Annotated in this window: 19 protein-coding genes and 1 pseudogene; 7 read left to right on the top strand and 13 right to left on the bottom strand. The window is 44.5% G+C overall.

Annotation, left to right across the window (positions count from 1 at the left end; genetic code table 11):
- Window positions 1–4: 4 nt before the first annotated feature.
- Complete coding sequence (locus tag PL85_RS08325; protein WP_019282258.1) at window positions 5–931, bottom strand: D-2-hydroxyacid dehydrogenase; 927 nt, start codon at window positions 929–931, stop codon at window positions 5–7.
- 71 nt (window positions 932–1002) lie between these two features.
- Between PL85_RS08325 and PL85_RS08320 the strand changes: the two genes are divergently transcribed.
- Window positions 1003–1590, top strand: a complete 588-nt coding sequence (locus PL85_RS08320) for a YjaG family protein (protein ID WP_026028258.1) — start codon at window positions 1003–1005, stop codon at window positions 1588–1590.
- Between the two features lie 106 nt (window positions 1591–1696).
- Here PL85_RS08320 and PL85_RS08315 read toward each other — a convergent pair.
- The 5 genes and pseudogenes from PL85_RS08315 to PL85_RS08295 all read right to left on the bottom strand — a co-directional run.
- Window positions 1697–1990, bottom strand: a pseudogene (locus PL85_RS08315) (transposase domain-containing protein); the annotation flags it as partial.
- 157 nt (window positions 1991–2147) lie between these two features.
- Window positions 2148–4373, bottom strand: a complete 2226-nt coding sequence (locus PL85_RS08310) for a YjbH domain-containing protein (protein WP_069212002.1) — start codon at window positions 4371–4373, stop codon at window positions 2148–2150.
- Window positions 4370–5122, bottom strand: a complete 753-nt coding sequence (locus PL85_RS08305; RefSeq protein ID WP_019282255.1) for a capsule biosynthesis GfcC family protein — start codon at window positions 5120–5122, stop codon at window positions 4370–4372. The genes PL85_RS08310 and PL85_RS08305 overlap by 4 nt, the downstream gene beginning before the upstream one ends.
- A gap of 43 nt (window positions 5123–5165) precedes the next feature.
- Window positions 5166–5846: a YjbF family lipoprotein gene (locus tag PL85_RS08300; RefSeq protein ID WP_019282254.1), complete on the bottom strand. Its 681-nt coding sequence runs from the start codon at window positions 5844–5846 to the stop codon at window positions 5166–5168.
- A 91-nt stretch (window positions 5847–5937) separates the two neighbouring features.
- Complete coding sequence (locus tag PL85_RS08295) at window positions 5938–6162, bottom strand: hypothetical protein (RefSeq protein WP_017048458.1); 225 nt, start codon at window positions 6160–6162, stop codon at window positions 5938–5940.
- A gap of 269 nt (window positions 6163–6431) precedes the next feature.
- Here PL85_RS08295 and PL85_RS08290 point away from each other — a divergent pair, with 269 nt between their 5' ends.
- The 3 genes from PL85_RS08290 (at window position 6432) to PL85_RS08280 (ending at window position 11424) form a co-directional block, all read left to right on the top strand.
- A complete protein-coding gene (locus PL85_RS08290) occupies window positions 6432–7715 on the top strand; it encodes a capsule assembly Wzi family protein (protein ID WP_234826549.1) in 1284 nt (427 codons plus the stop codon).
- Between the two features lie 51 nt (window positions 7716–7766).
- The gene (locus PL85_RS08285) at window positions 7767–10403 is read left to right on the top strand and encodes an SLBB domain-containing protein (RefSeq protein WP_019282252.1); all 2637 of its coding nucleotides are present in this window, start codon (window positions 7767–7769) and stop codon (window positions 10401–10403) included.
- 73 nt (window positions 10404–10476) lie between these two features.
- Window positions 10477–11424, top strand: a complete 948-nt coding sequence (locus PL85_RS08280) for a Wzz/FepE/Etk N-terminal domain-containing protein (RefSeq protein ID WP_019282251.1) — start codon at window positions 10477–10479, stop codon at window positions 11422–11424.
- A 189-nt stretch (window positions 11425–11613) separates the two neighbouring features.
- Here the strand turns inward: PL85_RS08280 and PL85_RS08275 are convergent, their stop codons facing one another.
- On the bottom strand, window positions 11614–12669 hold the full coding sequence (locus PL85_RS08275; protein WP_017048893.1) for a CNNM domain-containing protein: 1056 nt from the start codon (window positions 12667–12669) through the stop codon (window positions 11614–11616).
- 348 nt (window positions 12670–13017) lie between these two features.
- Between PL85_RS08275 and hupA the strand changes: the two genes are divergently transcribed.
- Window positions 13018–13290 (top strand): nucleoid-associated protein HU-alpha, encoded by a 273-nt coding sequence (gene hupA, locus PL85_RS08270; RefSeq protein ID WP_010320328.1) that lies wholly within the window; start codon window positions 13018–13020, stop codon window positions 13288–13290.
- 42 nt (window positions 13291–13332) lie between these two features.
- Window positions 13333–14022 carry a DUF1481 domain-containing protein gene (locus PL85_RS08265; RefSeq protein ID WP_019282250.1) on the top strand — a complete coding sequence of 230 codons (690 nt, stop codon included), beginning with the start codon at window positions 13333–13335 and terminating at the stop codon, window positions 14020–14022.
- A gap of 119 nt (window positions 14023–14141) precedes the next feature.
- Here the strand turns inward: PL85_RS08265 and purD are convergent, their stop codons facing one another.
- Both purD and purH read right to left on the bottom strand, forming a co-directional pair.
- A complete protein-coding gene (gene purD, locus PL85_RS08260) occupies window positions 14142–15437 on the bottom strand; it encodes a phosphoribosylamine--glycine ligase (RefSeq protein WP_019282249.1) in 1296 nt (431 codons plus the stop codon).
- Window positions 15438–15644: 207 nt separating this feature from the next.
- The gene (gene purH, locus PL85_RS08255) at window positions 15645–17237 is read right to left on the bottom strand and encodes a bifunctional phosphoribosylaminoimidazolecarboxamide formyltransferase/IMP cyclohydrolase (RefSeq protein WP_019282408.1); all 1593 of its coding nucleotides are present in this window, start codon (window positions 17235–17237) and stop codon (window positions 15645–15647) included.
- Window positions 17238–17401: 164 nt separating this feature from the next.
- Between purH and zntR the strand changes: the two genes are divergently transcribed.
- Entirely contained in the window at window positions 17402–17800 is a 399-nt protein-coding gene (gene zntR, locus PL85_RS08250; RefSeq protein ID WP_017046798.1) for a Zn(2+)-responsive transcriptional regulator, read from the top strand.
- 28 nt (window positions 17801–17828) lie between these two features.
- Here zntR and PL85_RS08245 read toward each other — a convergent pair whose 3' ends face one another.
- The 4 genes from PL85_RS08245 to prmA all read right to left on the bottom strand — a co-directional run bounded on the left by PL85_RS08245 (window position 17829) and on the right by prmA (window position 22187).
- Entirely contained in the window at window positions 17829–19469 is a 1641-nt protein-coding gene (locus PL85_RS08245; protein WP_019281512.1) for a methyl-accepting chemotaxis protein, read from the bottom strand.
- A gap of 402 nt (window positions 19470–19871) precedes the next feature.
- Window positions 19872–20168, bottom strand: a complete 297-nt coding sequence (fis, locus tag PL85_RS08240; protein WP_010320338.1) for a DNA-binding transcriptional regulator Fis — start codon at window positions 20166–20168, stop codon at window positions 19872–19874.
- A gap of 23 nt (window positions 20169–20191) precedes the next feature.
- Window positions 20192–21160, bottom strand: a complete 969-nt coding sequence (dusB, locus tag PL85_RS08235) for a tRNA dihydrouridine synthase DusB (protein ID WP_010320339.1) — start codon at window positions 21158–21160, stop codon at window positions 20192–20194.
- A gap of 139 nt (window positions 21161–21299) precedes the next feature.
- Window positions 21300–22187 carry a 50S ribosomal protein L11 methyltransferase gene (gene prmA, locus PL85_RS08230; protein ID WP_013855808.1) on the bottom strand — a complete coding sequence of 296 codons (888 nt, stop codon included), beginning with the start codon at window positions 22185–22187 and terminating at the stop codon, window positions 21300–21302.
- Between the last annotated feature and the right edge of the window lie 46 nt (window positions 22188–22233).

The raw sequence follows: 22233 nt of genomic DNA, 5'->3' as shown, positions 1-22233 counted from the left end.
TGACCTAATAGCCTTTTTCAAAATCAATTCTGTTTTCAAGTTGGAACCCGTCGCGCCACAAGCCGTAATTACGGGTGAAAATCTCCACCACTTGCTCAGGAAAACTCACTGCCGCGATGTGCGGGGTAAGGCTAATGGCAGGGTGCGTCCAGAACGGGTGATCTTCGCTTAATGGCTCTTTTTCAAATACATCGAGGTAGGCGTGTTGAATGTGCCCCTCTTCAATCAATGCAATCAAATCACTCTCAATAAGGTTTTTACCGCGCCCGACATTAAACAGTAATGCATTGTGGCAATGGCTCAATGTACTTTGATTGAGTAAGCCTTTGGTGTGCGGCGTGTTGGGTAACGTACTGACCACAACCTCCGCGTGGGCGAGGGCAGTAGCAAGCTCGTTAATGTGATAGGTTTTATCAAAACCCCCGTTTTTGGCTGGGATGCCAGTGCGGTTGACGCCAATCACGTGCAAACCAAAGGCTTTGGCTACTTTTGCTAAATGGCTGCCAATCGAGTCTGTGCCGAGGATCACCATGGTTTTATCATTGATCGATTGATAAGGGTGGGTCTGCCACTGTTTAGCCGCTTGTTGCTGCGCGTAGCAAGCAAAGTGGCGAAAGTGTGTAATCAGGTTGCCCAGAACGTATTCAGCAATTTGCTGGCCGAAGATGCCTTTAACGTTGGTGAGCTCATAATCTTGACGAAGTTGTGGCGACATTAAGGTGTCGACGCCTGCATATTCCGAGTGCAACCATTCCAGTTGCGGAAAATCGTCCAAATACTTTGCCGCCAGTGGTGGTGCGGCCAGCAAAATGGTTGCTTCGCTGCGATCGTCAGTGATGGCTAAGCCGCTCAACTGCGCCTGTTCAATCGCTTGTCGATAAATATCGTTGTGTTCGGTCAGAATATAGAGTTTATGAGTGAAATTGTTCATCGGCTTTGCTTTTTTCCCTGTTGGTTATCAAGTACACTTCCGCTGTCTTTTTCTGCTGCGATTGAGTGATTATGCTACAAAACCCTCTGCAGGTTCGTCTTGAGAAATTTGAACCTTGGCAACAAATTACTTTTATGGCGTGTTTGTGTGAACGTATGTACCCGAACTATGCCATGTTTTGCGACAATACTGAATTTGCTCACACGCGAGTATATCGAGATATTCTCGACAGTGTTTGGGAATTGCTCACGGTAAAAAGTGCCAAAATCAATTTCGAGAACCAATTGGAGAAGTTGGAAGAGATCATTCCAAGCTCAGAAGATTTTGATGTTTACGCTGTGTATCCAGCAATTGATGCGTGTGTGGCTTTGTCTCACCTACTTCACGGCCTGCTTGATCGCGATTATCTGTATGAAAACATGCAAAAAATCAGTCAGGTGTCGGTGCTGACAGTGGCGCAGTTAGAAGAAGCGCAAACGGGCGAAGAGATCACCAACGACAATCAAAAACAAAATGAAGCGGTCTGCGCCGAATGGGATGTACAGTGGGCTATTTTCCGCCCTCTGCGTGAAGCCGTAGAGCGAGATATTGATTTGATTAAAGACCTACGCCAAGAGCTACGCGACGAAGGCGTGAGCAACATTGGCGTGAGTTTGTAGAAAAATGGGAGCTAAAGCACTAATGCCGTTCACTTAAGGTGAGCGGCATTGTATTTTCTAGGGTATCGGCTTGGCTTCTTCTTCACGACTTCATAAATCAGCCCTTTTTTCTTCGCTGTGTTAATGCACTTGGAGCAACAAATAGCTTACCTGTGCGGTCAACAATATCGAGCATATTGACAATGTCAGCCATGGATTTATCGTTATAGATGGCCATGCCAACCAGTAACCATGCCATCGACTCTAAAGTGAGCTTTCGTTTTCTTAGAGTAACGGTATCCGTAAGCTCATAAGCACTATTGATGAGCTCAATGAGCAAGAGGTCTGCGAGCGTTTCAACTTGATTGGGTTTATAACTGTTGATGATATCGAGGGCTTGAGAAACGTGTAAAAATCCGATAAACAAGGTCTATCGGATTTTTACATAAAGGTAGGATCATTCAACTGATCTGCCGATTAAAGTCTTAACTGATCGGCATTAGAGCTAAAGCTCCCATCATCCCTGTTTTCAATGACGCCGTGTGTATTTTGCCACATTGCCTTGCATTGACAGGCCATTACTGCGATGTATTGGGCCTTTGTACCCAAGGAGAGCGGGCATCTGTTCTATCATATAATTGATGTTTCTTTCTCAACATTTGCCCACCGTCGCGAGTGATTGGCTCCCAATTTAGTATTGCTCTGTTCGTTGATGGCTTCACTGTCATGATGTCAAAAGGAATTGAGACATAGAATCCTTTGTTATAGCTTCCTTCGCCATACTCATCAGCGGTTAAGTCTGTAAATACCGTATAAACACCAGCAATCACACCCGACTTGAATTGTTTAGAAAAATCAATTCGGGCACCAATATCTCCCCCTAAGAATTTGCCTGCACTAACTTTAAATAGCGTATTACTAAGAAACGACCAGTCAGGGGTATAGTAGGTGGTTAGGTGGCCTGTCGTACCTTGGTTTAACACATAAGCTCGGCAACTTGTTGGGTTATTAATACAAGTCTGAGAGTCTGGATTTACACCATTGTAGTAGAAGTAATTATCTGAATAAATCCCAAACCAAGAGTCAGCTTCACGCTGACTGAGGTAGTTCATATCCAATCCTAGAGCCCAGTTAGAGTTCATGGGGCGATATAATATTTCGCTACCCACACCAGCAAACATCGATTCTAAATATCCGCCGTAAACTTGTGTGTAGATACTCTCTGTTGGCTGTTCAAACCAAGTTAGCTGTAATTGGCTCAGACGCACGGGATCTTGTACGTAGCTACGGAACATCGTACGAACTCGAGGCGTCGCTTCATTTCGAACATGTGGTGACTGTGGGCTATCAATACCGTAATTGAATTTGTCGTAGTTATCGATAATGTTGATGTAGATCGCGCCGCCAAGTTCAAGTTTAGGCGTGAGCCAATAATTGGAGTGCGCGCTCAGGCCTAGGCTGAATAAATAGAAAGCTTCCGGTCCACCAAGAGATTGTTGTAGTGACGGTGATAAACCGTAATCCCAATGTTTGATAGATTGAGCCACTATAGAAGAAAATGTTGGGGTCGGTTCTTGATATTTATCGAAAGTAGACTGAGGAGTAAGCCCAAGTTGGTTATAATTGGCTGCCGAGATATAGTCTTCTCTATTAATTATGGTTTCAGTTAATGCGACACCATTGTTTTGTTCTATGATATGAAATTCCGTAATGTCATCACTAGCATAATGAGTTAAAACAGCTGCAGCTCGCTCAAGTGCTTCGTCTTTATCACGATATTTAACTTGTTCACCTGTCACGATAACTTTGGTATTAGAAACCGCAATGGTATTCTGTTGATAGCCAGCATTATGTAACAGCTCAATTGATGCTTGCTGCCAATCATTGGATGTAGGGGCTGCTTGAACTTTGGGTTTCGGCGTATCCAACCAACTTGCTTTCATGTGATTGAAGTTGGTATAAAAGTTAAAGCCTAGCGTTAGAGTATCACCTCGTTGATAACTGATTTTCGCATCTCCCCAGTCCCCCAATCGGTAATTCATACCAATATTCCAAGGAGTGTGCTGAGTCATATCAGAGTTGGCTCTTACTTGTGGCCCATCTTCAGAATAATCGTTGCCATCGTACTCAATTTTAATTCGCAGTGGCTCGTAAGGTGTTTGATATTCGATTCCACCATATAATGCCGCGGGGCCTTTAAACCAACGTTCAAAATCAACCATGCCGCCATTGTCTTTAAAATCACTCGGTCGGTTACAAAATCGGTCGCTTATTTTACAAACCGGGTTACTGACGTTGCCACTTTGCCCTATGTATCCCCAGCCGATACCCAGTGTGAAATCAAGGTTGCCAAAACGTTTAGTTGCAGCGACAAACTCACCGTCAAACATACCAGTACCACCAAAATCTCGCACGCCAATAGATGTTTCTGGTAGCCAGTAGCTTTCTTCAATGAGGCGAACTTTAAAATCCATACCTTTGTCTGTATACAGGTTATCGCCGCTGTAGTCTGGATTTGAATTATAGAGAACATCGGGTAAGCGGGTATAGCGAATTGTCGCATCAAGCCATGGCATCACTTGCATCGAAGCAACGTAATGGTGGTAGTCGTTATTAAAACTGACACCGATATTAAATTCACCTTCTTCTGCCATGCGGCCTGAAGGCATTTGCATTAGACCAGTACCACCAAAGTCCATTTGTGATGGTTTCCAATCATTCGTGTTGCCTAGGGCAATCGATGCATAACTAACAGAGATCAGACTTAAAGACGAAATAAGAAATGAAGAATATTGAGGTTTCATAAAAAGCCTTTTCTTGACCGAAGTAGCGAAACAATCTCGCTTTCGAAACCTAATAACTGAGCGTTTGAGCTGTTAAATCCTACGAAAATGACGCTACCCGGTGCTAGGAGAGTTTGTTCATCATTCCAGTAGGCATATCCCGCTTGTTTGGCATGACCATCAGGATAAATCACCCAGACATTGCTGTTATTGGCGCTCGATAATAATGTTGTTTGGTTAAGGTAATCTGCGACAGTTAATCCACCAATAAACGGTTTAGTGACCGGAGAGAAAAGTAACCCTTCAATACGAACTGTTTTGGGCCTTTTGGGCGTAATTATCTCGAAATTGCCTTCTAGCTGAGGGTTGTTCTTCGGTGCGATCCGTATTACATCATAATCAAGATTGATGAATTCACGATAACCAACATTCCAACGACTGATTTGCTCATTCAATAAAGCAATGCTTGCTTTAGATTTTGGATGATCATGTGTGTAGGCAGTTAAACGTTGAAGTAAGGTTTGTTTTATTTTTTCCACTTCGCTCGCTTTATCTTGATTAAAAAGCATATTGTTCAATGGATAAGTGGTTAATGCAGCGAGTGGTCCGTTTGGGTTGTTATAAGCCATTTCTACGGTTTTTTGTTGGTTAATAATGTCAGTGAATATTTTTTCCAGCCGTTCTGGTTGGCTATATTCAAGTACTTTTTTTTCATCGGGTAAGTGTATCGTTAACACGGAAGCAAAGCCGCTTGCTGAAAAAGCAGCCATAAATAGTGCTAGAAGACAATAATTCATAAATGACAGCCTATAATTACTGAGGTTTGTAAGGTTTTAATATTTCCATGTCGATTTTTAAGGCATCAGGAATTAACCATTGTGAGGACTTAACGACATTGCCGTTTCTATCAACCCAGAAAGTGTTGCTCATGCTTTTACCACTTTTATCGAACTGAACGTTTTCTTGCCACACACTTGTATTTTCTTGCCACAGTACTGATTCGATATATTCGGTGGCGACTTGACGAGTTGATATGGTGGCTCGTTGACCGAATTGATACTCAGGTTGCCAATCGTATTGGGCTTGCCATTGATTATCGTTGGTTAAAGACGGGAAGTTTTTTAGAGGCAATACGCTGTAAAGGTTTGCGGTCGGCATATTGATTGTTTTGATGATTCTACCATTTTCAGTAACGATCATTGCACTGTCAGAAGAGAGCCATTTATACTGTTTTTTACCTGAAGTTGGATGTATATCAATGAATGCCAATACCATGAAAATTTGTGCTTTATCGTTGATAGTCACGTAGCTGCTTAAATAAGGGATCTGCTCGATTTGTTGCTTGGTTAATGTCACATTATCGACGCCGAATGCGGCAAATTTAATCGAATCATTAATACTAGAAAACTTAGTTGAACAGCCACTAGCGGTCATTAATCCCAAAGACAGCAGAGCCGAGATCAGAGGTTTCGCCGTTTTTATTTTGCTCGACATCGATATTATCCGTTTTATGTCAGTAATTTGTTGTTTCTGGTAAGCATAAAAAACATCCTTAACAAAGTTAAGGATGTTTGTAGGAGCAAACTTAGTTTGTTGTGCCGTCAGTGCCTGTTGTCCCATCACTGTCTGATGCAGCAACAACTGCTACAACAGCAACAGCAAGGGCACCAGCTACGATACCTGATGTAGCAACAGCGCCAGTAGCAGCGGCTGATGCACCTTCTGCTCCTGCAGCTACCGCAGCTTCTTCAGCAAACGCTGTACTTGATAAACTCAAAGCAACTAATGCCGCTAATGCAATTTTTTTCATAGTATATCCTTGTAAATTTACAAATAAAAACATCGATGTCGGCAATGCATAAGCACGCCTATTGACATGGTATGCAAAATAGACACCAAAGTAAAAGTTTATCAATAGTCATTGAGTGTTTTAAAGAGTGATATCCCATTTAATGTATTCATTTTTTTAATATAAATGCAGTCACTATGAATTAGTTGAGTTGGTATGATGTATTTAGTATGCTACGCGCCAGTGTACACTTTAGTTTATTTAATAATATTAGCATTTAGGACTTTGCAGTGGTTAATAATGGATGGATGGATGGATGGATGGATGGATGGATGATGAAATCACTGGTTGTGCTCTTAGGGGGCTGCATTGTTTGCAAGCAAGCTTTTGCTTCCCCATGGTTAGAAACATCCGATCCTTTTGTGCGCTCAGATCTTGCGGCTCTGTCAGATTCAGGGAGGGTCAATAGCCCTACCAATCACTTTCCAATGCTCTGGTCGATGTTAGATAGTTCCATATCTCAGTTTAATGTTCTTTCTTCCTCTTTAAATTCTGAATATTCTCATCTCAGATACCGTTATCAAGCCGCTCAGTTAGAACGTGGAAATCGCAAATTTGCCGTAATTGTAAATAGCGAACCATTGGTAAATAATGCTTTTGGTCGAGAGAGTAATGATCATTGGGGCGCTTATGCTAGCTATGAAATGCTTAAGCCGCATTACGCTTTTCGTCTAACGACAGGGTATTCTGATGATGGTGAAGATCGCGATATCCGTTGGCAAGACAGTTACTTAGCGCTTAATACTGGTGGGTGGGTTTTTAGCATTGGTACTTTGCCTCGCTGGTGGGGACAAGGTTGGCAGCATAATTTGGTATTGAATACACACGAGTCGGTACCTGAGATTAGCCTTAGCTATACGAGCGAAAATAACTGGTTGGGTGTTTGGAGTTTGGAAACATTAGTCAGTGATGTTGATGATATTTACCAATACCAATGGTCTTCTCGATTAATAAGTAAGCCATTTTCTATACTGGAATATGGCCTTACTTACCATCAGTGGCTGAAACCTATTGATGACAGTGATTATCTAGATGAGCAAGTAACCTTCGATGCTAAGTTATCGCTACCTAGCGTTTGTGATTTTTATCATAGCGTCTATGTTGAAGTTGCTTCGGATCTTAGAGCCTCTCAGCTTGGGGCATTATTGTTTGGTTGGTCTGGTTTTATACCCTTCGATAAATACTCTTTTCGTTTGGTTATTGAACGACAACAAGGTCGTGATGATGATTTACATGTCTTGACAGACATGAAGTTATTTAATGATAAGTTCATGAGAAATAGCTATTTAGTGGAAGATGGTTGGTCTGTATCTGGTTACGTGCAGTTAGCGAATGACCATCAAATAGAAGCGACATATCAAGAGCAAACACAGTACCAACAGCAGGGCAAAGAATTGTATCAGGTAAGTTATCGACTCCCAGCGTTGAGTGGAAGACTTACCTTTGGTGTGGACAGAGAGCAAAGTGAAAGTAGTCAGACGAATTATTGGTCGAACTACGAATTTCGATTTTAACGTAGCTCTTTTAGATAAAAATAACTAATTAAAGATGATGGCTAGCATAAAATGATGAAGTGTAATTTTTTCTTTAACTCTTTCCTGCTGGTGTTTGTGGCTATTTTGCCAAGCACTGCGTTAAGTTTTACTCCAACAGCAGCGCAAATATCTCAATTTAAATCGCTTCCAAAGGCCCAGCAAGAGCAGTTAGCAAAGCAGTATGGGTTTGATTTAAATGCTATCTCTTCAGCATCTGCATCAAACGGAGTAAATGGAAAAGAAAAAATTGCTGAGCCGAAAAGAGCAACTTCCATTCAAGAGAATTCGAATGTTGAGTCGTTAAACTTAAAAGAATCTGATGAATCTGAACTTCCGCTATTTGGTTACGATTTATTTGTTGGCACTCCAATGGATTTTACGCCAGTGGATAATCTTCCAATCCCTTTAGATTATGTAATGGCACCTGGCGATGAAATACTGGTTCAGCTTTATGGTAAATCCAATCAGCGCTATTCAGTGACTATCGATCGTGATGGTAAAGTGGATTTCCCAGAGTTAGGTGCCGAATACATTGCAGGACAAACATTTGGCGAAATTAAGCAATACATTGTAAGTTTGGTTGAAAGAAAGCTCATTGGTGTTGAGGCGGTCGTTTCTTTAGGAAGTATCAGAACGATTCAAATATACATTGCTGGTGAGGCAACTCAACCAGGTGCTTATAATGTTAATGGGCTTACTACGCTCACTCAAGCGATTGTAGCAAGTGGCGGCGTTAAAGAGAGTGGAAGTTTGCGCAACATTCAGCTCAAGCGCAAAGGTAAGGTCATTCAATATTTTGATGCTTATAATTTATTGCTTAACGGTGATAATTCACAGGATATACGGTTGCAAGCGGGTGATACATTATTTATTCCCACCAGACAAGCAAGTGTTGCCGTTAAAGGTGAAATTATTCGTCCCGCCAAATATGAGCTAAAAGGGAAAACCACTCTTGAATCCATCTTAAAAATGGCAGGTGGTGCTTTACCTAATGCCTATCTTTCATTAGTCAATGTCCGACGAGTGAGTACTAATGGCGTTGAACTTATTACCCTCGATTTTTTAAATCAACCTCACCGTTCATTTATGTTACAACCAGGGGATGAAGTGTCTCTAGCTCCTGTTAACCAAAGCTTTAGTAATGTGGTTGCCGTTCATGGGGAGGCCATTAGGCAAGGTACCTATTCTTTTGTTCCTGGAATGAAAGTAAATGATGTGATTAAAGATATCGAACAAGATTTAAAGGAAACCGCCGATCTTCATTACGCTCTTTTAGTGAGAGAAGATGTGGCTCCCCGTAAGCTCAGAGTAAAACAATTCAGTTTACTTAACGCGATCTCTCAGCCTTTATCTGCGGATAATTTGCCACTTCAAGCTCGCGATCAAATTTTTATTTTTGATAATGGTATTGATTTGGAATATTGGTATCGCAAAGATAAAAATATAAAGGTAGATGTAGCCTCTACGGAGAAACCTAAGTTTGTTGAGGTAGTTGATCAAACTACAGGTGCGTTGGTGGAACTAGACACCACTAGTCAACTTGATCTTTTAGGGGAAGAAAAGGTTTCTAAGAGTGATAGCCTTAAAAAAAGCAGCCGAGAGTTATTACTTGAACCTATCATTGAGCGTTTGAGAGCACAGGCAACCTTTGATTCTCCTGCTCAACTTATCGAAGTAACCGGCGCAGTTAAATATCCAGGTGTTTATCCTTTACCTGACGATGTAAACTTTAAGGCGTTGATCGATGCTGCTGGTGGCTTTGCTGAGCATGCCTACCTTGCTCAGGCGGAAGTAACGCGTTCTCAGCGTGTCAATGATAGTTTTGATGTCGAGCACTATACAATTTTCCCTCGAAAACTAATCGATGGAGACATGTCGTTTGATTTTGTTGCTCAAGATTCGATCATGGTAAAACGTCAACCCGATTGGCAGCGCGATTTATCTATTGAGCTGCAAGGCGAGGTTAAGTTTCCTGGAACGTACACCTTTGCTCGTGGTGAAACCCTCTCTGATGTTATTGCTCGAGCTGGCGGTTTTACCCGATTTGCCTATCCTGCGGGTGCGGTATTTAGTCGTGAAAGTTTAAAGCGCCAAGAGCAAGAGCGATTAAAGTTACTTAATGTTCAGTTGAAACAGGAAATTGCTAGCCTAGCATTACGCCGTCAAAGCTCTTCAGCGAGCTACACCACTAGCCCTAATGATGCCATGGCGATCGCTGAAGAGTTAGAAAAAACAGAGGCGCTTGGACGGTTGGTTATCGACTTAAAGCAAGCTGTTGCGGGTGATAGTACTAATAATATCATGTTGGAGAGTGGCGATAAGTTATACGTGCCTGCTCTTCAACCAATACTCAGTGTCATGGGTGAGGTTCAATTTGCTTCGAATCATACTTATCGTCCGGGAATGAGTATAGAAGATTATATATCCGCAGCTGGAGGAACGAAAAAGCAAGCCGATACTGATAGAATCTATGTGATTCGTGCTGATGGTTCAGTTATGTTGCCAAATAATTCTTTCTGGTTTAGCCGGAAATCAAAACCACTGGAGCCAAGTGATACGATAGTGGTTCCAATTGATACCGATTACTTAGATGGGCTAAGTACTTTAACCTCTGCTACTCAGATACTGTACCAAATCGGTGTTGCTTGGAGCGCAATCAAAGATTAATGGGTTTTCGTCATTTTTATGTTGGCGTATTGAATGCGCCAACGTTTGCTAGTGTGTGATTATGAATAAACCAATGTTACAACAACCTATATTTAGTCATATGGATAAGTTAGGCGTTTCAGATGATGAGATTGACCTACGAGAACTTTTTGGGGCGTTATGGAAAGGTAAGTTGCTCATCGTGTTATGTACGGCTGTTTTTGCAGTTGGTGGTGTGATTGTTGCGCTATCAAAACCGAATACCTATCAAGCGGAAGCGAGTTTAGTTGCTGCCAATGAAGATAGTGGTGGTGGGTTAACGTCAATGGGAGGGCAACTGGGCGGATTGGCATCCTTAGCTGGCATTAACCTAGGAAGTGGTCGCTCAGGAGATAAGGCGATGTCTTTGGCTGTATTGCAGTCTCGTCAGTTTATCAATGCTTTTATCAACCGCCATCAGTTACTTGTGCCTCTAATGGCCGCTGAATCTTGGGATCGTGTATCTGGTGAGATGGTTATCGACCCGGCTCTTTATGACGTAGAAACACAGCAATGGATCCGAAAAATTGAGCCTCCACTCTCTTCTACTCCTAGTGATTGGGAGGCTCATAAAGCATTCAAAGAAATCTTTTCTGTTTCAGAGGCGAAAGATAATGGGTTGGTAAAGGTATCAATTACCCATCTTTCACCACTTATAGCCCAGCAGTGGGTTGAATTGCTGGTTAAAGACTTAAATGATTGGATTAAAAATGAAAAATTGACAGAAACCCGTCAGAATATTAGTTATCTTGAGCAGCAACTAGAAAAAACCAAATTAGTTGATATGCAGTCTGTTTTTTATCAGTTGATTGAAGAGCAGATGAAAAGTTTAATGCTGGCAGAAGTTAAAGATGAATTTGCTTTTAAAACGATTGACCCAGCCGTTGTTCCTGAAGAAAAAGCAGGGCCGAAACGGGCATTGATTTGTGTTTTAGCGACGTTACTCGGTGGAATGCTCGGTATTGCTATTGTGCTGGTTAGATTTGCTTTTAAAAAACCATAGAGTCGTTACTACCTTCATATGTATTACATGAGCCTCTATCCATAACCGCAAGTTGTGTATTGTGCAAAAAATTCGATATCTTTGTTTCGATATCGGATTTTTTGCATTTAATTTAACCTTTATTAAGCGTGAGTTTATAAGTCTATTTTCCCTTTTACTATTGTTAACTACACTTAGGCAGATTGGCGACTATTCCTCATCCCTGTTTTCAATGACGCCGTGTGTTTTCTTCCAACGTTCCCAGCGCTGGTAAGCGAGCTGCTGCATGTCGGTGGTTTTATCTGCTTCATCAATGATCTCTTCACCCAGTAGGTATTCAAAAATATCCTCTAAGGTCAGAATGCCTTGTACTGTGCCGTATTCATCAACGATTAACGCCAATTGCAGCCGTTTTTGCATCATTTGATCAAACGCCTTTAATAAGCTCATTTTGTTGAGCAGCGCATGAAGCGGCCTCATGACTTCTTCTAAACGTTTACTGCCTTGGCCCTTTTGTTGCAGTTTAAATAGCTCTAAGCGATGTACAAAACCGATGATGTCCTCTTTGCTTTCGCCATAAATAAGCGGACGCGAGAAGGGCGTATCTCTATGTTGCACGAGAAACTCGTCGATAGTGAGTTGCGCGCTGGCGCGAAACAAAACCGGGCGCGGTGTCATCACTTGAGTCACTGGGACGTGTTGGATAGCCAACAAGTTATTGAGTATTTTTGATTCGCCATCGGCAAACTCACCGCTTTCATTGGCCAGCATGGCCATCGCGGAGAGTTCATCACGCATTTTGGGTGCTTCATGGTGACGCGCTAAGCGTTTGGTGATCTGCTCTGAAAACCAGACAAAAGGTGTCAGAGCCCACACCATCCAGCGTAAAACTACCGCAGAAGCTGGCGCAAGTTGACGCCAATAGGTTGCGCCAATGGTTTTCGGTACGATTTCCGACAACACCAAAATGCCTAGAGTTAGCACCGCAGAAAATACGCCGAGCCATTCGCTACCAAATACGACCGCCGCTTGTGCGCCTGCGCTGGCGGCACCGATGGTGTGAGCAATGGTGTTGAGCGTGAGAATCGATGCCAAGGGACGGTCAATGTCCGCTTTGAGCTTGCTTAATTTATCAGCTGAAGGGTGAGCATTTTGGCGCAACTGAGCAAGGTAACTTGGTGTGATGCTCAGTAGCACAGCTTCAAGAACCGAACAGATAAAAGAGACACCGATGGCAACGGCAATATAAACCGTAAGCAAAAACATGATTGTTCCTTAGTTTTAATCTATACCAAATCAATACTGCGTTGAGCTTGATCCATGCCAATGTCGATCATTGGAGGCTCTACCTGCGTAGGATTGTACTGATATATTAGGTCGCTTAAGTGACCTGAAATATCAGGTATCCAAGCATAAGTACGCTATAAATAAGGGCTTACAGCGTCAAAAACAAGCGGATATTCTTTGTCAATCAGTAACAAATTGTGAGTTATTGCTCATATTGTGGTTAAAAGTGCGGCATAGAGACAAAAGATCAGCGACAAACCTTTGCCAGACGGGGGCTTTATGTTTTAGAGTGAGGTCAATTCGATAACACATGAGAAGGGAAACCTAATGAACAAGACCCAATTAATCGACTTTATCGCTGAAAAAGCAGACTTATCTAAAGCACAAGCAAAAGCTGCTCTTGAAGCGACTTTAGGCGCAGTTGAAGGCGCTCTCAAAGAGGGTGACCAAGTTCAACTAATTGGTTTTGGTACATTCAAAGTAAACCACCGTGCAGCGCGTACTGGCCGTAACCCTAAAACAGGTGCTGAGATTCAAATCGCAGCAGCTAACGTTCCAGCATTTGTAGCCGGTAAAGCACTGAAAGATTCAGTGAAATAATTTATACTACGCCGAGATACTCTCTCGGCGTAGATTTCTCCCATGAAAAAAATTCTTTTATCCATTCTATTTCCCCTAGTCTTAGTGGGATGCTCCTCCTCTAGCCATACGCCTAGTCTCGAACAATATTCCAATTATACCAGTGGGCAAACCATGGGTGATGCCACCAGTTTTTATTGGTATATCGAGCGTTCAGCTTCTCCAAACAGCGCCGCCGATTATGTCGCATCAGGTGATTATGGTTGGTATAAAACCAATTATCGCTGGGATGAAGGGACATTAAGAGAGCTCAAGCGCGAAGGTGAGCAGCTACAAAAGAAATCGCTCGTACCTTATTCGGTTCACTTACGTTTTAATGACGCTGGCGAGGCCATTTATCAACAATACCGTGTCGATGGAAAAATACTGCCACTCGATGAAGAACAGCTTTCCCATTACCTGCAACAAGCACAATACCTGATCTCAGAAACCAAAAATAAAGACAACCAAGGGTTAGAGCTGATTCAAGGGGTGTGGGATGGCGAAGTGTTTGAAACCTGCACGGGTCATGAATACACGCAGATGGAATTTAACCAAACGCTGCCCAGTTTTGTGGTCAGTCGTTTAGCATCATTGGATAACTACATTGCCTTTTTAGGTAAAATCCGCAATAACCGTGTCTATATCGAAGAGCTATTAATGCTTGCTGATGAGAATCATGGCTGTGTCGAAAAACCGCAATTGTTGAAGTGATGATTAAGTTCATCTCGAAGTGAGTTTAACACCAAGCCAATACCGAAGTATGAATATGAAGTATAAAAATAAGGCGCTCAATGAGCGCCTTATTGGATCATAACCTAGCTTTGTCGTTGTTATTTTGTTGTCTGTTGTTCACGAGCTATCGCGCGGTAGCCAATATCGCTGCGATAGAACATGCCATCCCAGTTGACCTGTTTGGCTAATTGGTAAGCGCGCTGCTGCGCTTGTGAAACCGTGTTACCAAGTGCGGTTGCGCATAACACGCGACCACCGTTAGTGACGACTTCTCCAGCTTGGTTGCTTGTGCCTGCGTGGAAGATTTTCTCACCCGCGACTTCTTGCGTTGGTAAGCCAGAAATGACATCCCCTTTCGCGTAGTCGGCAGGGTAACCGCCAGCGGCCAAAACAATACCGATAGAAGCGCGTGGGTCCCATTTTGACTCCACTTGATCAAGTTTGCCTTCTAGAGCGGCAAAGCAGAGTTCGACCAAATCCGATTGCATCCGCATCATGATCGGCTGAGTTTCAGGGTCACCAAAGCGGCAGTTGTACTCAATCACTTTTGGTGTGCCTTGCGCGTCAATCATTAGCCCAGCGTACAGAAAACCTGTGTAAGGGTTGCCTTCTGCTGCCATACCGCGAACGGTTGGATAAATGACCTCTTGCATCACGCGTTCATGGATCTCAGGCGTGACCACCGGAGCTGGCGAGTAAGCGCCCATGCCGCCAGTATTGGGGCCAGTGTCTTTATCACCGACGCGTTTATGATCTTGGCTGGTGGCCATAGGTAGCACGTTTTCACCATCGACCATGACAATGAAGCTCGCTTCTTCTCCATCTAAGAACTCTTCAATCACCACGCGGCTGCCTGCATGACCAAAGGCATTGCCTGCGAGCATATCTTGAATCGCGTCTTCGGCCTCTTGCAGCGTCATCGCCACAATGACTCCTTTGCCAGCGGCAAGGCCATCAGCTTTGACCACAATCGGCGCGCCTTGCTGGCGGACGTATGCCAAAGCAGGTTCAATTTCTGTGAAATTAGCGTAAGCCCCAGTAGGAATATGATGACGAGCTAAGAAATCTTTGGTGAACGCTTTAGAGCCTTCGAGCTGCGCTGCCGCTTGAGTCGGGCCAAAGATGGGTAAATCCGCCTTACGGAAAGCATCCACCACGCCAAGCACTAAGGGTGTTTCTGGGCCAACAATGGTCAGTTCAATACGTTTTTCTTGAGCAAAAGCGACCAAACCAGCAATGTCTTCCACTGCAATGTTGACGTTCTCAAGTTTAGGCTCAAGCGCTGTGCCCGCATTACCCGGAGCAACAAAGACAGTTTTAACATTTGGGTTTTGAGCGACTTTCCAACCCAGAGCGTGCTCACGACCGCCAGCACCTATAATCAGAATGTTCATCTATGAGTATCCTTTAACGTATAGAGTTTGTTTGTTGCCATTTACCCCCTCCTAACCTCCCCCTTAAAGGGGGAGGAACTTGGATGACAATATCTCCCCTTAAAGGGAAGGAACTTGGAGAACAATACCTCTTTCTAAAAGTTAGGTGAGGTCACTTGGTTTCTATTCCCTCCCCTTCTAGGGGAGGGCTAGGGTGGGGTAAGGTTTTTAGTGACGGAAGTGACGCATACCAGTAAAGATCATCGCCATACCGTGTTCATCGGCGGCGGCAATCACTTCGTCATCGCGCATCGAACCGCCCGGTTGAATCACACACTTGATGCCCGCTTGCGCCGCGGCATCAATGCCGTCACGGAACGGGAAGAAGGCATCAGAAGCCATCACACATCCTTCGACTTGCAAACCTTCATCAGCCGCTTTAATGCCCGCAATTTTGGCTGAATAAACGCGGCTCATTTGGCCTGCGCCCACGCCAACAGTCATGTCACCTTTTGAGTAAACAATCGCGTTTGATTTGACGTATTTAGCTACTTTCCAGCAGAAAAGAGCATCTTTGATCTCTTCTTCACTCGGCTGGCGCTTGGTTACGATTTTGAGATCATCAAGGCTAACCATGCCTTGATCGCGATCTTGTACCAGTAAGCCACCATTGACGCGTTTCACGTCAAAGCCCGTGGTTTTCGCTGACCATTCACCGCACTCAAGCAGGCGCACGTTTTTCTTCGCCGCAACCACTTCAATCGCTTCCGCTGAAACGGTTGGTGCGATGATCACTTCAACAAACTGGCGCTCAACAATCGCCGCTGCAGTTTGTGCGTCTAGCTCGCGGTTAAAAGCGATGATGCCACCAAAGGCAGACGTTGGGTCGGTTTGGTAAGCGCGGTTGTAGGCTTGAAGAATATCACTGCCCAAGGCAACGCCACATGGGTTGGCGTGTTTGACAATCACACACGCTGGCTCAGCGAACTCTTTCACACACTCAAGAGCGGCGTCGGTATCGGCGATGTTGTTGTAAGAGAGCGCTTTACCTTGGAGTTGGCGTGCAGTAGAGACTGACGCTTCCTCTGGGTTGGCTTCAACATAGAAAGCGGCCGCTTGGTGACTGTTCTCACCGTAACGCATGTCTTGTTTTTTCAGGAATTGTTGGTTGAAGGTGCGCGGGAATTTGCTCTCTTCATCACCTTCTTTGTTCTCTCCGTAGGATGGAACCATAGTGCCGAAGTAGTTGGCGATCATGCCATCGTAAGCGGCGGTGTGTTCAAAAGCGGCAATCGCAAGGTCAAAACGTGTTTCGAGTGTTAGCGAATTGTCGTTCGCATCCATCTCGGCAATGACACGGTCGTAGTCATGTGCATTCACCACTATGGTCACGTCTTTGTGGTTTTTCGCCGCAGAACGCACCATAGTTGGCCCACCAATGTCGATATTTTCTACCGCATCAGCTAGGGTACAACCTGCTTTAGCAACGGTTTCGGCAAACGGGTAAAGGTTGACGACCACCATATCAATCGGCTTAATACCGTGTTGTTGCATGATGTCGTCATCTTGACCGCGGCGGCCCAGCACGCCACCGTGTACTTTCGGGTGCAATGTTTTTACGCGACCGTCCATCATCTCAGGAAAACCGGTGTAGTCAGAAACTTCTGTAACAGCAATACCTTGGTCTGCTAATAAGCGAGCGGTGCCACCAGTAGAAAGAATATCGACACCGCGCTTCGCGAGAGCTTGAGCGAACTCAACAATGCCGGTTTTGTCTGATACGCTGATCAATGCGCGGTGAATAGGACGAGCGTTATTCATGCTTTGGTCTTCCTCAAATCATGGAGTTAATGGGAAATTTGATGGCGCACATTCTAACCAAACAATCATCAAAAAGCTCGCGCAATCGTTTGGCATCGCAAAATTTTTTATAAAAACGGCGATATTGGGTATCAAACGTAATAAAAACGTTAAAGGAGAATGAGATGTTTCAAATTGGAGAACTTGCCAAACGCTGTAAAGTTTCAACCGATACGCTGCGTTTTTATGAAAAAAATGCGCTAATAAAACCGGCGGGGCGCAGTGAGTCTGGTTATCGTTTATATAATCAAAAAAATCAGCAGCAGGTGAGTTTTATTCTCAAAGCCAAAGAGCTAGGGCTCAGTTTGGATGAGATCAAAGAGTTACTGGAAATAAAGCTGGAAGCGACCGAACACAGCTGTGCAGAAGTGAAATCGATCACCAGCGCTAAGCTGGTGGTGATTGATCAAAAAATCGCCGAGTTAACGGCGATTCGTCAAGCGCTAAAAAAAATCAACGATGCGTGCTGCGGTCATATAGACGACAACGCCAGCCACTGCTCAATTTTAGCGGCATTGGAGTGATCTCATCAGCCGATAAGGCGTGAGTTGCTCACACTTTAAAATGGCTAATGCTCTGTTTCAGTTGTTGGCCACTGTCTGAGAGATATTGACTGGCTGTCGACACTTGATCGGCTTGGGCTGCAGCCTGGGAGCTGTGTTCGGCAATATGAGTCAGATTGCGATTAATCTCTTCTGTAGCGGTGGTTTGCTGGGCGCTTGCCTCAGCAATATGTTCATTGAGTGAGAGAATCTGTTTTACTTGCTCGTCGATCTCATTGAGCACTTGCTGCGCTAAAACGGCTTGTTGTTGTGTGGCGGTTGATTGTTGCTGCGTTTGAGCCATAAATTCTCCCAGCTCTTTTGCGCGAGCCTGTAATCTATTGATTATCTGCTCTATCTCGTTGGTGCTGGTTTGAGTACGCGTTGCCAGCGCCCGTACTTCATCCGCGACGACAGCAAAGCCTCTTCCTTGTTCACCAGCACGTGCTGCTTCAATCGCCGCATTCAGGGCCAATAAGTTGGTTTGTTCAGCTATCCCTTGGATGACCGCCAGTATCGCTCCGACATCTTGTGTCTCTTTCGCGAGGTTTTTAGTGGTGGTGTCAGTGGTGGTCAGTAGTGCAGACAGGGAGTCCATAAAATCAGAAGCTTTGCCAATCACCGAGCTGCCTTCTTTGCCTTTGCTGCTGGCCGTATGCGCGGCTTTCGCGGCACTACTCGCTGCATTAGCCACTTCTTGATTGCTCGCATGCAGTTCGTTCATTGCTGATGCGACTGTATCGACGGATTGCTGCTGCTCTAAGGCTTTGATTGAGGCATGTTGTGAGAGTTGAGTAAGCTCATTTGCCGAGTGGTTAACATTGTCGGTGATCGGTGTGATATTGGTAATGGTATGACGAATCTTCTCTGTGAACTCATTGAAGGCTTGCGCTATGTGTGACAGCTCATCACTACCTTGCACCGAGAGCTGTTTGGTTAAATCACCGTCGCCTTTGGCGATTTCTTCGAGTGCCTGTTTGGTTTCTTCACACGGTTTAGTGATGCTATTTCCTATCACTACTGAAAGAATCAGCATCACAATAATGACGAGGCTAAGAATGAGCAATATCGATTGTAGGCGTTGCCAAATCAACGCATTGACATCGTCGATGTAGACTCCAGAACCGAGGATCCAACCCCAAGGTTTAAATAATTTTACATAAGAGATTTTACCCACATCGACGCTAGAACCTGGTTTGGGCCACATATAGTCGACAAAGCCTTCACCCTGCTGTTTAGCGACTTTAGTAAATTCTACAAACAGTTTTTTTCCGGTCGGGTCGGCGGCATTGGAGAGATCTTTGCCGTCCAATTGGGGCTTCATTGGGTGCATGATCATACTTGGCTGAAGGTCGTTGATCCAAAAATAATCATCAGCCTCGTAGCGCAGTTTCGCGATGGCTTGTTTGGCTTGAGTCTGTGCTTGCTGCTCGGACAAGGTGCCATCGATTTGTAATTGGTGGAAGTAACTTAATACGCCATATCCTGTTTCGACGATGTGGCGAGTTTTTGTCTGTTTTGATTGCATTAAATCGTGTTGATAACTATTGAGCATGGAGACAAATGGGATCAACAGTAGCAGTGTGGTGACCGTGGTCAGCAGGTATAAACGCGTTCTAATTTTGGTCTGGCGCAAGTTCAGTAAGCTCATTGACGTCACTCCTTGTCAATCTTCCGAGTGGTTTTATCATTATAATAGGCCCATTTGACTTGGTGTTTAGATTGTTGCGTCGCCGAGCTCATCTTAGTCACTCCATTTTTGGGGGATAAAGCCTTACTCATTGTATGCACTGTTCACGACAAGTGATTTGGGGATCGGTCGGTAAATTTCCATCACATGCACAATGTAACCAGTTTGTTGCGGTCGCGTAAATGCGACAACAGAAGAAGAGAGAGCCCGCTCAAACAATCAGATCTCTTTATTGCATTAATGCAAAGTAAAGCAGCCCGTTGATATTTTAGTTATCCGTTGGGTGAAAATGAAAAAACCGAGCGCAGAGGCTCGGTTTTAAAAGCGATGGTATCTAGTTGCTAGATTTGTGCAGTAGCTAGATTAGTTCATGCCGTATTTTTTTAGCTTCTTACGAAGAGTGCCGCGGTTGATGCCCATCATGGTTGCTGCGCGAGTTTGGTTACCGCGAGTGTACTGCATGATGGTGTCGAGTAGTGGCTGTTCAACTTCAGCAAGAACTAACTCGTATAGTTCTGTCACTTCTTGGCCGTTTAACTGCGCAAGGTAGTTTTTAAGAGATGCTTTAACTGAATCACGTAGTGGCTTTTGCGTGATTTGATCTTGTGAAGTTACGGTTGTTACTGTGAAAGCTTCTGAAGTCAGGTTTTGTTCGAACATATGCGGTCTAGCTCTTCTCTTAATTATGATGCAACGTTATCAAAATAACCTTCGAGCGCGTCAATTTGCAGCGGTGCTGCGTCAATAGCGTTGAAGGTACGGCGAAACTCACTCGCTTGTTCATGTTCTTTCAGATACCAACCCACATGCTTACGAGCGATGCGAGGGCCTAAATACTCACCATAGAAACTGTGGAGAGCCTGTACATGACCAAGCATAATATCTTTCACTTCCGCAGCCGGAAGTTCAGACATCGTGGTGCCGTTTTCCAAATAGTGTTGGATTTCTTGGAAAATCCACGGGCGACCTTGGGCAGGGCGTCCAATCATTAAAGCGTCAGCGCCGGTGTAATCCAGCACGTATTTCGCCTTCTCTGGGCTATCGATATCACCGTTAGCAATAACCGGAATAGAGATGGCGTTTTTCACCGCTTTAATGCTGTCGTATTCGGCCTCGCCTTTGTACATACACGCTTTGGTTCTGCCATGCAGGGCTAAAGCTTGTATGCCGCAGTCTTCGGCTAATTTAGCGATGTAGACACAGTTTTTGTTGTCTGTGTCCCAGCCAGTACGGGTCTTTAATGTCACTGGGACATCAACGGCGTTCACCACCGCTTTCAAGATCTGTTCAATCGTCTCCGGAAATTGGAGTAAGGCTGAACCCGCCAGCTTTTTATTCACCTTTTTTGCTGGGCAACCCATGTTGATGTCGATGATCTGAGCACCGTTCTCAACACTAAATTGGGCTGCATCGGCCATAAGCTGTGGGTCGGCTCCCGCAATTTGTACCGAGCGAATGCCCGATTCGCCCTCATGTACCATACGTTGCATCGACTTTGACGTATTCCATAGAGCAGGATTAGAGGACATCATTTCACTGACGGCCATGCCTGCTCCATAGCGAAGACACAACTCTCGAAATGGTCTGTCAGTCACTCCTGCCATAGGGGCAACGATAAGATTGTTCTTAAGTTGATAGTTTCCGATTTTCAAAACGTCATCACAGTTCTGTACCAGCAAGGGCGCGCATTTTACGCATTTTTTTACTGCGTGAAAAGACTAATATTTGAGCATTTACAATTTGTTTTAGTAAATCGTATAAAATACAGTCTATTAGCACGCAAAGTCTTATCTAGCCTTGCTTGCGACCCGAGATGCGGCACCACTCATTGAGCTCAATTATCGGGTCAATGTGAAGCTCGTCACGATAATGGTTGGCAACTTCTTCGGCTTGAGTGTCCAAAACACCGGACATCGCAAGTTGGCCGTTGGGTTTAAGTAACCCTTTGATCACGCCATTCAGGTCACGCAGTGGGCCGGCCAAAATGTTGGCCACAACCACGTCAGCGATTAAGCCTTCAGGTTGGTCTTGTGGTAAATACACTTCAAGTTGGTCAGCTACGCCATTGCGCCCTGCGTTGTCGTTAGAAGCAAGCAGTGCTTGTGGGTCGATATCAATACCGACGACTTTGGCTGCGCCCAATTTGATCGCCGCAATGGCTAAGATGCCTGAACCACAACCAAAATCGATGACGGTTTTGCCTGTCAGATCGAGCCCTTCGAGCCACTCTAAACATAATGCGGTCGTCGGGTGAGTACCTGTACCGAATGCAAGGCCCGGGTCGAGCATTACGTTGACAGCGTCAGGCTCTGGGATTTCACGCCAGCTTGGGCAAATCCACAAACGTTGACCAAATTTCATCGGGTGGAAGTTGTCCATCCATTCACGTTCCCAGTCTTTATCTTCGAGCTGTTCAACTTTGTAGGCAAAGTCATCACTCAGCAGTTTGCTTGAGCGAATTTGGTCTATGATCCATGCGCTATCGGCTTCGGCATCATACAGCGCCAGCACGTCGGTATCGCCCCAAAGGCGAGTTTCGCCCGGAAGCGGTTCAAAAACAGGGGTGTCGTGAGCATCAAGAAAAGTGACGGATACTGCGCCCGTCTCTTCCATCAGCATGTCGCCAATTGGCTCGGCATTGGCGTTAGTTGCGTTCAGTTTAATTTGAATCCAAGGCATGTCAGTTGCTCTGTTATGTCGTCAGTTGGCGCAGAGTTTAGCAGAA

The sequence above is a fragment of the Vibrio anguillarum genome (assembly GCF_001989995.2).
Classification (GTDB): domain Bacteria; phylum Pseudomonadota; class Gammaproteobacteria; order Enterobacterales; family Vibrionaceae; genus Vibrio; species Vibrio anguillarum.
Note: the sequence above shows the minus strand (reverse complement) of the source record. Positions and strands in the feature narration are given on the sequence as shown.